General features: G+C 52.6%; 12 protein-coding genes. All 12 read left to right on the forward strand.

All coding sequences use genetic code 11. The annotated features are described in order from the left end of the window. Window positions 1–38: 38 nt before the first annotated feature. The 12 genes from NST07_RS13770 (at window position 39) to pknB (ending at window position 13,459) form a co-directional block, all read left to right on the forward strand. Window positions 39–935 carry a YicC/YloC family endoribonuclease gene (locus NST07_RS13770; RefSeq protein ID WP_341378326.1) on the forward strand — a complete coding sequence of 299 codons (897 nt, stop codon included), beginning with the start codon at window positions 39–41 and terminating at the stop codon, window positions 933–935. 51 nt (window positions 936–986) lie between these two features. Next, on the forward strand, window positions 987–1,247 hold the full coding sequence (locus tag NST07_RS13775; protein WP_006209218.1) for a DUF370 domain-containing protein: 261 nt from the start codon (window positions 987–989) through the stop codon (window positions 1,245–1,247). An 18-nt stretch (window positions 1,248–1,265) separates the two neighbouring features. After that, complete coding sequence (gene gmk / locus NST07_RS13780; RefSeq protein ID WP_341092436.1) at window positions 1,266–1,835, forward strand: guanylate kinase; 570 nt, start codon at window positions 1,266–1,268, stop codon at window positions 1,833–1,835. A gap of 54 nt (window positions 1,836–1,889) precedes the next feature. Continuing rightward, entirely contained in the window at window positions 1,890–2,090 is a 201-nt protein-coding gene (gene rpoZ / locus NST07_RS13785; RefSeq protein WP_038590559.1) for a DNA-directed RNA polymerase subunit omega, read from the forward strand. 340 nt (window positions 2,091–2,430) lie between these two features. After that, a complete protein-coding gene (coaBC, locus tag NST07_RS13790) occupies window positions 2,431–3,666 on the forward strand; it encodes a bifunctional phosphopantothenoylcysteine decarboxylase/phosphopantothenate--cysteine ligase CoaBC (RefSeq protein WP_341092437.1) in 1,236 nt (411 codons plus the stop codon). Continuing rightward, window positions 3,666–6,197 (forward strand): primosomal protein N', encoded by a 2,532-nt coding sequence (gene priA, locus NST07_RS13795; protein ID WP_342481743.1) that lies wholly within the window; start codon window positions 3,666–3,668, stop codon window positions 6,195–6,197. Before coaBC ends, priA begins: the two co-directional genes overlap by 1 nt. Window positions 6,198–6,308: 111 nt before the next feature. After that, window positions 6,309–6,794: a peptide deformylase gene (def, locus tag NST07_RS13800; protein ID WP_038590565.1), complete on the forward strand. Its 486-nt coding sequence runs from the start codon at window positions 6,309–6,311 to the stop codon at window positions 6,792–6,794. A 5-nt stretch (window positions 6,795–6,799) separates the two neighbouring features. Further along, window positions 6,800–7,738, forward strand: a complete 939-nt coding sequence (fmt, locus tag NST07_RS13805; protein ID WP_341378328.1) for a methionyl-tRNA formyltransferase — start codon at window positions 6,800–6,802, stop codon at window positions 7,736–7,738. A gap of 53 nt (window positions 7,739–7,791) precedes the next feature. Next, window positions 7,792–9,219, forward strand: coding sequence for a 16S rRNA (cytosine(967)-C(5))-methyltransferase RsmB (gene rsmB / locus NST07_RS13810; protein ID WP_342481744.1), 1,428 nt, complete (start codon window positions 7,792–7,794; stop codon window positions 9,217–9,219). Window positions 9,220–9,398: 179 nt separating this feature from the next. Next, window positions 9,399–10,439, forward strand: coding sequence for a 23S rRNA (adenine(2503)-C(2))-methyltransferase RlmN (gene rlmN, locus NST07_RS13815; RefSeq protein ID WP_038590574.1), 1,041 nt, complete (start codon window positions 9,399–9,401; stop codon window positions 10,437–10,439). A 6-nt stretch (window positions 10,440–10,445) separates the two neighbouring features. Further along, window positions 10,446–11,222 carry a Stp1/IreP family PP2C-type Ser/Thr phosphatase gene (locus NST07_RS13820; RefSeq protein ID WP_341092445.1) on the forward strand — a complete coding sequence of 259 codons (777 nt, stop codon included), beginning with the start codon at window positions 10,446–10,448 and terminating at the stop codon, window positions 11,220–11,222. Next, window positions 11,219–13,459 carry a Stk1 family PASTA domain-containing Ser/Thr kinase gene (gene pknB, locus NST07_RS13825; RefSeq protein WP_341092446.1) on the forward strand — a complete coding sequence of 747 codons (2,241 nt, stop codon included), beginning with the start codon at window positions 11,219–11,221 and terminating at the stop codon, window positions 13,457–13,459. Before NST07_RS13820 ends, pknB begins: the two co-directional genes overlap by 4 nt. Window positions 13,460–13,514 lie beyond the last annotated feature (55 nt).

A 13,514-nucleotide genomic window follows, 5' to 3' on the forward strand; every position in this document is an offset into this window, starting at 1 on the left:
TAATAATCAATTACAATAGTGTAATGGATGTGATTCCGTTGTCATTTAGCATGACCGGATACGGTCAATCATCCCTGCAATTCGGCGGTTACAAGATTACGTTCGAAGTCAAATCGGTGAATAACCGTTACTGCGAAGTTGTGCTGCGGATGCCCCGGGATTGGACGGGTTATGAGGATATGCTGCGAAGAATAGTTTTGCATCATATCAAACGGGGACGGGTAGATGTCGTCATAAATAGAGAAATCACTGAAGAGACAGCCTCCGTTCAGATGCTGAACCGGCCGGCGGTCAAGTCCTATCTGAAAGCCGCGGAAGCGCTGAAGGACGAGTTCGGATTTACGGGTGAGTTGACTTTACGTGATATACTTTCTATGCCCGGTGTAATGGAGCTCAAGGAGGAGGCAGCCGCCACAGGATTTGCATCCTTTGAAGAGTACTCCGGGATGCTTGAACTGGGGCTGGAGCAAAGCCTTCAATCCCTGCTGGAAATGCGCGCCCGGGAAGGCGGTTATCTTGCCGCTGACCTAACGCGCCGGCTAGGGCATCTGGAGGAGCTGCACGCTGAAATGGCCGCACTTGCTCCTGCAGTAGTAGTTGAATACCGTGATAAGCTGCGGTTGCGGCTGAACGCGCTGAATGACGGGACTTTCCCTTTTGAGGAGCATAAATTCGGAATGGAAATTGCTACCTTTGCCGACCGCTGTAACATTGATGAGGAGCTTACCCGGCTGTACAGTCATTTTGAACAATGCAGAGCTTTGCTGAAGGGAAGCGAGCCGGCAGGACGCAAACTGGATTTTCTCATTCAGGAGATGAACAGGGAGACGAATACAATCGGGTCGAAATGCAACCATCTGACTCTAGTGAATCTCACGCTTGATATGAAAGCTGAGCTGGAGAAGATACGCGAGCAAGCAGCGAACTTAGAATAACAGGTAGTTCAATCAAGCAAAGATGTAACTTATGGGGGGAACAACCGGAACATGGCAATCAAATTAATCAACATCGGCTTTGGAAATATCGTATCGGCCAACCGCATTATTTCCATTGTCAGCCCGGAATCTGCACCAATTAAACGTATTATCCAGGAGGCCAGAGACCGGCATATGCTGATCGATGCGACCTACGGCCGCCGGACGCGGGCCGTCATTATTACAGACAGCGATCATGTCATTCTGTCGGCCGTTCAGCCGGAGACTGTGGCACACCGCTTATCCAGCAAAGATGATGATAACGACGAATAACAACAAATGGAGTGTACTATGTCAAAAGGATTGCTGATCATATTGTCCGGCCCTTCCGGCGTTGGTAAAGGTACCGTCTGTACCGCGCTGCGGCCGAAGATGCCCGAGCTTATCTATTCCGTTTCCGCCACCACACGCAGTCCGCGTGAGGGTGAGGAGAACGGCGTCAATTATTTTTTCAAGAGCAGAGAGCAGTTCACGGCAATGATAGAAGCGGACCAGCTGCTGGAGTATGCGGAGTACGTAGGCAATTATTACGGTACTCCGCGTGATTTTGTGGAAAGAACACTCGAGAGCGGAAAAGATATTATTCTGGAGATCGAGGTTCAGGGAGCTCTCAAAGTCAAAGACAAATTCCCGGAAGGCATCTTTGTGTTCCTTCTTCCTCCATCCATGGACGAATTGAAGGACCGCATCCGCGGTCGCGGTACGGAGCATCCTGATGTGATTAACCACCGCATGTCCGTAGCAGAAGATGAGATTGGTTTGATCCGGCATTATGACTATGCCGTAGTGAATGATGAGATTGATCTGGCCTGTAAGCGAATAGAAAGCATTATTATCGCCGAACATTGTAAGGTAAGATGATATGCACAGCAAGATTGATCATATTTAACAGTAAAAGATGAAGAGGTGTCTTACGTGCTATATCCATCTATTGATGAAATGATGACCAAAGTCGACAGCAAGTATTCGCTGGTTGTCGCAGCTGCCCGCCGGGCAAGAGCTCTCCGTGAAGGCGGCAAGACTGATATCAAGTCGCCGAGATCCCACAAGTTTGTTGGCGTTGCCCTGGAAGAAATTTATGAAGACCGCATCATTGTAACACGCGGCGAAGAATAGTCCGGATAGCTTGCCATGCCTACTGTAGAAACGGACACCGCCTTTGTATAAGGCGGCGCTACCGTTTCTTCTTAGGTTAAGGGGCTGACAGCGCATGAACCTAGTGACCCATAGCCCGTACCGGGCTGTTCCTGACAACCGGAAGGTTGTTATTTTTTTAAAGAGATAAGGCTAGAGGATTTACGCTATATTATCCTTATATCATTGAAGAAACGGATGCCGTCTCGAGATAGGCCGACGCAGCCGTTTCTTCTTGCCCGAAATATTAGAATTTCAAGTTTTCTTCATTTTATATCCGAACTATAGAGCTTTGGCGCAGGAAAGGAACAGGGGGGAGATCATGTTGAACAACATCAAGGGTAAAACGATTATTCTTGGCATTACAGGGGGAATTGCTGCATACAAGGCAGCGGATTTGACCAGCAAGCTTACACAAAGAGGAGCCGAAGTCCATGTCATTATGACAGCCTCGGCTAAACAGTTCATTACTGAGCTGACACTGCAGTCACTCTCGAAGCAGCGGGTATACAGCGATACCTTCCAGGAACGCGACCCGTCATCGATATCGCATATTGACCTCGCCGATGCCGCCGACCTTGTCCTGATCGCACCGGCTACGGCCAATATCATCGCCAAAATGGCGCATGGCCTTGCCGATGATATGTTGTCCACTACACTGCTGGCCGCGACCGCTCCAGTTATGGTCGCACCGGCAATGAACGTCCATATGTACCAGCATCCGGCGGTAATCAGCAATATGAATACTCTTGCCGGGCGTGGTGTGCAGTTTATTGAACCGGGTGAAGGGCTGCTGGCCTGCGGTTATGTAGGCAAAGGCAGGCTTGAGGAGCCGGCGACGATTGTGAGCTGTGTGGATGCTTTCTTCGCTCTTCAGAACAGCGCTGCATCCGGTCCGCTGGCCGGTAAAAAAGTTATTGTGACGGCTGGAGGGACGGTGGAGCGGATTGATCCGGTCCGTTATATCTCCAATGACTCCTCCGGCAAAATGGGCTTTGCCCTGGCCCGTGCTGCGCGTGCCATGGGTGCTGAGGTTACCTTGATTGCTGCGCGTACGGATGAGAAGCCCCCGCAGGACCCGGACATCAAAGTGGTACGGGTAGAGTCAGCCCAGGAGATGTATGAGGCGGTTGCCGGCCGGTGGAAGGCATGCGATATTCTGATCAAGGCCGCTGCTGTAGCAGATTACCGTCCTAAGCAGAGTGCCCCATCCAAGATCAAAAAGAGCGGCGATACAATGACGCTTGAACTGGTTAAGACAACCGACATCCTGGAGAGTCTGGGGAAAATGAAGGACAAGCAGTTCCTAATCGGATTTGCTGCCGAGACAGGAAACGCCGAAGCCTTCGCGAAGGACAAGCTGGTCCGCAAAAATTTGGACCTTATTGTGGCTAATGATGTGGCTGCGGAAGGGGCCGGATTTGGCACGGATACCAATATTGTCTCTATTTATGGGGCCGAAGGCCTTGTGCTGGATATTCCCCTGGTAAGCAAAGATGAAGTGGCGCGCCGCTTGCTGGGACTCGCAGCAGAGCGTATCGCTGGAGCTGCCTTATAATGGATATAGCCAAGGTCATTGTCGATGTTCCCGTGCGCAGCACTGACCGGCCATTTGATTATTTGATTCCCGCTGACCTGAAACTGTGGATTGAAGTGGGCAGCAGAGTGGCTGTTCCTTTTGGTCACCGGACTGTACAGGGTTTTGTTGTCTCACTGGAATCGGGAGAGACCGGCTCGGGCCCTTCCCTTAAACCCATCCAAGAAGTGCTTGATCTGCTCCCGCCTTTGTCGCCAGAGCTTGTAGAGCTTGGGGACTGGATGAGTCAAAGATATGCCTGCAGACGGATCTCCGCTTTGCAGGCTATGCTTCCGACTGCCCTTAAGGGCAAAGCCGAGCGCCTGATCTCCCTCGGAGAAGCGGCAGAGGAAGCAGGGAGCCCTGAGGATGAATTGTTTCCGCTGTTTCTGGATACGGACCAGGAGGAGCAGCAGATCACCGATTTTGTCAGACGTGCCGGGGAGGTCTCCATGAAGCAATTGACCCGGACGTTTCCAGATGCGGCGGAGACGGTGAAGTTCATGCTGCGGCGGGGAGTGCTGTCCGAGAGCCAGTCGATTAAGGATAAAATGGGCAAAAAGAAGCTGAAGGCTGTAGATTTGGCGATAGGCGTTGCCGCAGCCCGCGAATCACTGGGCAGCTTCCCGGCACGTTCAGCACGGCAGAAGGAAGTGCTGGCCTTCCTGATCGACATGGAGCCGATGCTACCCATGCCAATGAAGGATCTTTTGTCGGTACTGCAGGTTACAGCCGGTACCGTGAAGTCGCTGGAAGACAAGGGCTTCATTGAGATCAGCGAAATTGAAGTGTACCGCGATCCCTACCGGGGACGCGATTTCAAACCGAGCACTCCGCTGCCGCTGACTGGCGAACAGGAATCCGTATATAAACGGATTATCCGGACGGTGGATGAGCAGCGGCATGAAGTGTTTTTGCTGCACGGGGTAACCGGGAGCGGAAAGACGGAAATTTACCTGCAGTGCATCCAGCGGGTAGTAGACCAGGGCAGGCAGGCGGTGGTGCTGGTTCCCGAGATCGCGCTCACTCCGCAGATGGTTGAGCGGTTTAAGGGCCGGTTCGGAAGCGGAGTGGCGGTGATGCACAGCCGCTTGTCTGTCGGAGAAAGATACGACGAATGGCGCAAAATCCGTGAGGGCAAAGCGGCAGTTGCCGTCGGAGCACGTTCAGCGGTATTCGCGCCATTCGCTAATCTTGGACTGATTATTATGGACGAGGAGCATGAAGGCTCCTATAAGCAGGAGGAGAATCCGAAGTACCATGCCCGCGATGTGGCTGTCCGCAGGGCAGAGCAAGGCGGAGCTGCAGTAATTCTTGGCTCAGCCACTCCTTCTTTGGAGAGTTATCATGCTTCCCGGGCACAAAGCGATATTCACTTCTCTCCAGTTCTGCTAGAGATGCCGAGCCGTGCGCTTGGCAATGAACTGCCAAAGGTGCATGTGGTAGACATGCGCGATGAGCTTAAGGAAGGTAACCGCTCCATGTTCAGCCGCAGGCTGCACGCTGCGCTTGAGAGCAGGCTGGAACGCGGGGAGCAGACAGTGCTGCTGCTGAACCGCAGAGGGTTTTCCACCTTTGTAATGTGCCGGAGCTGCGGTTATGTCGCCGGCTGCCCGGAATGCGATATCTCGCTGACCTACCATGCCCGCAGCGACAATTTGCGCTGCCATTACTGTGGTCATGCAGAACCTTCGCCGAAGGTATGCCCTGAATGCGGAAGTGAGCATATCCGCTTCTTCGGGACAGGCACACAGCGGGTGGAAGAAGAATTAGGCAAACTTTTCCCCGGCATCCGCGTAATCCGGATGGATGTGGATACAACGACGGAAAAGGGCTCGCATGAGAAGCTGCTGAACCAGTTTAGGGACAAAAAGGCGGATGTGCTGCTCGGAACGCAGATGGTGGCGAAGGGGCTGGATTTCCCCGATGTTACACTCGTCGGAGTTATTACGGCGGATTCCGCGCTCAACTTGCCTGATTTCCGCGCGGCGGAGAAGACGTTTCAACTGCTTACCCAGGTGGCTGGGCGGGCGGGGCGGCATCAGCTACCCGGTGAAGTCGTGGTCCAGTCCTATACCCCCGAGCATTATTCGATTATCCATGCCAGCGGCCATGATTACAGCTCCTTTGTCCGTGAAGAGTTGAAGCACCGCAAAGAATTGCATTATCCTCCCTATTGCCGGCTGATTCTCGTGACCCTGTCACATGAACAGCTGCCGCTGCTGCTGCGTCTGGCCGAGAATTATGCGCTGAACCTTCAGGGCAAAGCGAGACAGCTCCGTTGGTACGGCAGCTTGGATAAGCTGTCCACGGACGCGCTCGATCTGTTGGGACCGGTGGCTTCACCGTTGCCCCGCCTGAAGGGCAGATACAGATTCCAGTGCATCATTAAATGGCGGGGAGCCATAGATGCGATTGGGCTGGCCAAGCAGGTGGCTGAAGAGCTGGAGGATTCGGTCCGTGAAACAGGACTGCAGGTCAGCATCGACGTTGATCCGCAGATGTTGATGTAACCGGAAGACATGTTACAATGGGTAAGGAAATATTGCCTCTAGGCATGATTGGGTTTATTAATTCGTTTTTCTAACTATAGAAATGTTCAGAACAAGGAAGGTGTTTTGGTAATGGCAATCAGGCTGATCGTGAAAGAACCGGATGAAGTGCTGCACAAGACAGCGAAAACAGTAACGAAAGTAACACCCAATGTCCAGAAGCTGCTGGACGATATGGCGGACACGATGTATGACGCTGAAGGCGTTGGCCTGGCGGCACCGCAGGTGGGTATCCTGAAACGGCTGATCGTAGTGGATGCCGATGAGGAGCATGGTTTGATCAAATTGATCAACCCGGAAATACTCAGTATGGAAGGCGAACAGTTTGGGCCTGAGGGATGTTTGAGTATTCCCGGGCTAAATGGCGATGTGCGCCGCGCGGAGACTGTTACGGTGCGTGGCCTTGACCGTGAAGGCAAGGAAGTGACGATTACGGGAAGCGGTCTGCTGGCCCGTGCTTTTCAGCATGAAATCGATCATCTCAACGGAGTAGTGTTCACGGATATTGCCGAGAAGGTATATGAATATACAGCTGAACGCAGTGAAACCGAGGAGTGAATGAAATGAAAATAGTGTTCATGGGAACGCCGGCTTTTGCGGTGCCCTCCCTGCAGATGCTGGTGGAGGAAGGCTACGAAGTTGTGGCTGTTGTCACCCAGCCTGACCGGCCGCAAGGCCGCAAGAAGACACTTGTTCCAACTCCGGTGAAGGAGGCGGCGTTGTCTCTGGGGCTGCCCGTCCTGCAGCCAGAACGGCTGCGACGGCCGGAAGCCGTATCAGAGCTTGCCGCCTATAAGCCGGATTTGATTGTTACTGCGGCATACGGTCAAATTCTGCCCAAATCGGTGCTGGAGCTGCCCGTGAACGGCTGTGTCAATGTTCATGGCTCGCTGCTGCCGAAATACCGTGGTGGAGCGCCGATTCAGCGCTGTATTATCAACGGTGAGCAGGTCACCGGAGTCACGCTGATGTACATGGCGGAAGGGCTGGATACCGGGGATATGATATCCCGGGTTGAGGTTCCCATCGGAGATGAAGATACTTCAGGGGTATTGTTTGAGAAGCTGAGTCTTGCCGGACGGGATCTGCTGAAGGCGGAAATGCCGCGTTTGGCTACCGGTCGCCTTCAGGCTACGCGCCAAGACGACAGTGAAGCCACCTATGCGCCGAATCTCAGCAGGGAAGACGAGCGGATTGACTGGAATGCCGGATCGCGCGAAATTTATAACCGCATTCGGGGACTGGTCCCGTTCTCCGGCGCGTTTACACTCTGGAACGGTGAAACATTCAAGGTGTGGGCGGCAGCAAAGCCTGACGGGAACAGCACAGGTGGAACGTCTGCGCCAGGCACGGTATTAGCTGTTAACGAGCGGGGCGTCGAGGTGAAGACCGGCGATGGAGTTGTGCTGTTGACCTCAGTGCAGCCTGCTGGCAAAAAAGCGATGAGCGCTGGCGACTTCAGCCGTGGCGCGGCCATGAAGCCCGGGACGGTGCTCGGTTGAGCGCGGGCGGCCACAATGGCGCAGGACGAAGTGGACAGGCCCCCTCGTTGAAAGTGGAGAATACGGGGCCTGGTGCAAAAGGGTCAAATGCCAAACCAAACCGCAAGGGCGCTGCTGGCGGCAAATCGTCGGCAGACTCTGCCCGTGAGGTAGCTCTCGATGTTCTCGTCCGGGTCGAACAGCAGGGAGCTTACAGTAACCTGCTGCTCAACAGCAGTCTGCAGAAATCGGGGCTTAGCCGGGAAGATACGGGACTTGTCACCGAGCTGGTATACGGCAGCATCTCTAGGATGTTAACGCTGGATTATGTACTGGGAGATTTCGTGACTAAGGGAATCGCCAAGCTGCAGCCTTGGGTGCGCAATCTGCTGCGCCTTGGTCTGTATCAAATCATGTATCTCGACCGGATTCCATCACATGCAGCCGTAAATGAGGCTGTGAATATAGCCAAGAAGCGTGGACACCAAGGGATTTCGGGAATGGTCAACGGGGTTCTCCGCAGCGTGCTGCGGGCCGGTAACCTGCCTGTACTGAAAGAAGGACTCAGCGGGGAGGAACGGATTTCCATTCTCCATTCGCATCCGCTCTGGATGGTGCAGCGCTGGGCAGCTGAGTATGGTATAGAAACGGCTGAAGCCATGTGTGCGGCCAATAATGAACCACCTTCGGTCAGCGTGCGGGTGAACACAACGATGATCAGCAGGGAAAATCTGCTGGCACAGATGCAGCAAGAGGGAATGGAAGCCTCTGTGTCAAGAGTAAGCCCGTACGGGATTGTTGTAAAAGGTGGAGGTAATCTGGCATTAACCTCCTGGTACAGTGATGGATACATCTCGATCCAGGATGAGAGCTCTATGCTGGTGGCTGAAGCTGTTGATCCTAAGCCGGGAATGAACGTGCTTGATTGCTGCGCTGCCCCGGGCGGCAAAAGCGCGCATATGGCTGAGCTGATGAAAGACGAAGGCTGCATCTATGCCAATGATCTGCATGAACATAAAGCAAAGCTGATTGCAGATCAGGCGCTGCGGCTGGGCCTGGAGTCCATAACAACAGGTAGCCGCGATGCACTTGAGCTTGTGGATACGCTTGAGCCGGAATCCTTTGACCGCATCCTGCTGGATGCCCCATGCTCCGGCCTTGGCGTAATCCGCCGCAAGCCGGATCTGAAGTGGCGCAAGCAGCCGGAGGATGTCGCCAGTGTTGCCGCCCTGCAGGGCGAGCTGCTGCAATCGGTTGCCAGACTGCTGAAACCCGGGGGCGTGCTGGTCTACAGTACATGCACGACAGAGCAGGCGGAGAACAGCGGCATTGTCGCTGATTTTCTAAAGAATAATCCTGGATTTGCACCTGTGACTTTCAGCTCCACTGTATGGGAGCGTCTTGAAGAAACTGCAGTTGCCGCAGGAGAGGGCATACAGCTCCTGCCGCAGCATTTTGGAAGCGATGGGTTCTATATTGCCCGGCTGGAACGACTCTTGTAAAATAGTAAATCGGCAAGGGATTTACAGTTGTCCCGCCCGCAGGGTATTGTGCGTGGCGGGCTTTCTTTTACCGTCTCTGAAATTTGTGTTAAAATAGGAAGAATGAGAAATAATACGCATAACCTAAGCGTATAATCAATACATTTTGATACTTCATGAAAGAACAGGTGCTGAATATAATGAAACCTTTAATATATGATTTTTCTTTGGAAGAGTTGCAGCAGTGGGCGAAAGATAACGGTGAGCCCGCTTTTCGCGGCGGGCAAATCTTCGACTGGCTGTATGTAAAGCGGGTAAGCGAGTTTGAATCCATGAGCAATTTGTCCAAGGCGCTGCGCATGAAGCTGAATGATCAATTCAGCATCAATGCCCTTACCGAGATTACGAAGCTGGAGTCCAAGGACGGTACCGTGAAATTCCTGTTCGGTCTGCATGACGATCATGCGATCGAGACAGTTATTATGAAACATAACTATGGCAATAGCGTGTGTGTAACGACACAGGTAGGCTGCCGGATCGGCTGTACCTTCTGTGCTTCCACACTTGGTGGGCTGAAACGCGATTTGACCGCAGGCGAGATTGTTGCCCAGGTCGTCCGTTCACAGCAAATTCTTGATGCGCGCGGCGAGCGTGTCAGCAGCATTGTAATTATGGGTACAGGCGAGCCCTTTGAGAACTATGACGCAACGATGAGATTCCTGCGTCTTATGATCCATGAAAAAGGCCTGAATATTGGCCAGCGCCATATTACCGTTTCTACCAGCGGAATTGTACCGAACATTTACAAATTCGCTGAGGAAGATACACAAATCAATTTGGCCATTTCCATTCATGCGCCAAATGATGCCCTGCGCTCCAAGCTGATGCCGGTGAACCGCCGCTATCCGTTTGACGACGTGATTGAATCTCTGCGTTACTACCAGGCCAAGACTGGGCGTCGTATCAGCTTCGAGTACGCACTGATCGGCGGAGTAAACGACCAGCCAGAGCATGCGAAGGAATTGGCGGGGGTCCTCAAAACAATGCTGTGCCACGTCAACCTGATTCCGGTTAACCATGTGCCGGAGCGCAAGTATGTAAGAACTTCACGTAATGATATCTTTGAATTTCAGCGTATTTTGGCCGATCAGGGTGTGAATGTTACCATCCGCCGTGAGCAGGGCCATGATATTGCGGCCGCATGCGGACAGCTGCGCGCCAAACATATGGAGTTGGGGTGAGGATATTTGATCAGAACAGTTCATGCCAGCGACATTGGCCGGGTACGTACCGTCAATGAGGATTCGGTCTGGATCGGTGCGACGCGCCACGGTTATACTCTCGGTATTATCGCCGATGGAATGGGCGGACATTTGGCTGGCGACACCGCAAGCCGGCTCGCCTTGGAGACGATGAGGAATGCCCTTGAAGGGTTACAGCCTGATCTTTCAGAGGAAGAGCTGCGGGAGGCGCTGGCTGCCGCAATTACAGAAGCCAATGGTATTGTCCACAGCGAGGCTTCGCGCGACGAGAAGTACCATAATATGGGGACTACAGTCGTTTCTGTTCTACTGAAGGGGTCAGCGGGATATATTGGCCATATAGGGGACAGCAGGGCTTATCTGGTTAAGGACGGTGCAGCTACGCAATTAACCGAGGATCACACGCTGGTCAATGAGCTGTTCAAGAACGGCCAGATCAGCCTGGAGGAGCTCGACAACCATCCGCGCCGCAACGTGCTGACAAGAGCGGTGGGGACGGATCCCGAGGTCCATGCTGATCTGGCTCCTGTCAATCTGGCAATGGGGGAACTTCTGCTGCTATGCAGTGACGGCCTGAGTAATTTTGTCAGCCTGGAGCATATGGGTAAGGTTGCTGGAATACAAGAAATACCGTTAGAGGAAAGAGCGGATCGGTTGCTTCAGCTGGCATTGCTTGCTGGGGGCGGCGATAATATCAGCCTCGCTATGCTAGAACATCAAGGAGAGGCCGCTGTGCCCGAAACAAAGGAGTGGAATAGATGATCGGTCACGAATTGGGCGGCCGTTACCAAGTCATCGAACGGATCGGTGGAGGCGGTATGGCGCTTGTCTATAGAGCGCATGACATATTGCTCAACCGGAACGTCGCCATTAAAGTGCTGCGCAATCAATTTGTGCATGATGAGGAATTTATCCGCCGGTTTAGGCGGGAGGCGCAATCAGCCGCATCTTTATCACATCCGAATGTGGTCAGTATATATGATGTGGGGCAAGAAGACGAAGTTCATTATATTGTAATGGAATATATAGAAGGCAAGAACCTGAATGAGATCATTAAGGAACGGGCTCCGCTACAGGTAGATGAATCGGTGCGTATCGCTTCACAGATTTGCGATGCGCTCGACCATGCCCACCAGAACCAGATCATTCACCGCGATATTAAACCTCATAACATTCTGATCGGCCGCAATGGACGGGTTAAAGTAACGGACTTTGGGATTGCCCGTGCTGTTACTTCCACTACAATCACCCAGACGGGTTCAGTTGTAGGTTCAGTGCACTATTTCTCCCCGGAGCATGCCAAGGGTGTGACCACTGGAGAGAAATCTGACCTCTATTCTTTGGGTATTGTGCTCTATCAGATGCTGACGGGCGTGCTGCCGTTTCTGGGCGAAAGTCCGATCAGTGTTGCGCTAAAGCATCTGCAGGAGGAATTTGAGGAGCCGCGTCTGCTCAATCCGCTGATTCCGCAGAGTGTGGAGAATGTAATCCTGAGATCCATGCGTAAAAATCCGGAGGAACGTTATCAATCGGCCAAGCAGATGCTGCAGGATTTAGAGACATGCCTGCTGCCTGAGCGGCGCAGTGAAGCCAAATCCCTGTTCCACGATGACGGGGATGACGAGGACAGAACACGGATTATTCCGGCGATCAAGCCGCTCCAGCGGGGGCTTGGCAACCGCAGCGGCGGTGAAGACCGGATGCAAATGCAGCGGGAAGAGGATGAGATCATTCCTTCCAGCCCAGGTAAGCGGAGATGGGGCCGCCCAGCTTTATGGATTAGTCTTACACTTGTAATCTTGCTCGCTATGGGCAGTGTTGTGTGGTATGTAAATGCCAAGCTGGTCGTTGACGAAGTGACAGTGCCGGATGTGGTTAACCAAACGCTTGAGAAAGCCACTTCCATGCTGGATGAGGTAGGACTCATTGCGGAACCGGTTATGCAGTACAACCCGGATTTCGCTGAGAATATCGTATGGGAACAGGGTAAAAAAGCTGAAACAATCGTCAAAGAAGGAACGCATATCATCCTGTCGGTCAGTACAGAAAAGACTCCATCTAAAATGCTGGAATTGTCCACACAAACCTACGACGAAGCCGTTAAAGCGCTAATTGCAGAGGGTGTGGAAGAGGAACGGATCATCCCGGCAGAAGAGCACAATGATAACATTCCTGAAGGACAGGTCATTCGTTCTGAACCGGCTGCGGGGAGTGATTATGATCCCGAGACGAGCTCTATTAAGCTTTATGTCAGTCAAGGCAAAGACACGGTTACTATGCCTGATCTTACCGGTTCAACCCAGAAGCAGGCAAAAGCGAAGCTGGAGGAGCTGGGCCTTGTTCTTGATGAGGTCAAGGAAGATACCAGTTATTCCGTTGAAAAGGGACAGGTGATGAAGCAATGGCCTTATGAAGAAGGGGATACTGCTGCACCAGGCGACAAGGTCTCCATTTCCATAAGCACAGGGTTTCCGCCGGAGGCTATTGATTATGTCTTTAAAGTGCCTGTAGCTCCGTCAAGTGACGGTAAGAAGACTCAAATCCGTATTGTTTTCTCTGATGCCACCAAAGATGGAGCCCAGCAGGAATGGGGAACCCGCACGATCGCGAAGAGTCAGGTCTTATCCGTACCTCTGATCCTTGCCCCGAATAAAGACGGAGCAGTCTCAATCTACCAGAACGGAGATTATATTGAGGCTTTTGAGATCCGTTACTCGGATGCCAAAAACGGAACTGTGCAGGTGCCTGAGCCTCCGGCGACAGCGACACCTGTACCTACACCTGAACCTACTCAGGCGCCAACCGAAAGTCCGCCGGAAGAGACCATTGAACCGGAGATTCTGTCTCCACCTACGGAGGAAGGCGGAAATACGGGTGAAGTAGGTCAGAATCAGACCGGATATTTGCTGGACAACTCCAAGAATGCAAATGTACTTGCGAATGACAGCAAAAGAAATGGTGAAAATAAGGAAAAAAACATATCCAAAGAGAAAAGCTGAAGCTGAACTGGTGAATTTGACCAGGGAAGCTGCGGCAGCGAAATGACCCGGGGAG

The organism is Paenibacillus sp. FSL L8-0340 (assembly GCF_038593145.1).
Taxonomy (GTDB): domain Bacteria; phylum Bacillota; class Bacilli; order Paenibacillales; family Paenibacillaceae; genus Paenibacillus_AQ.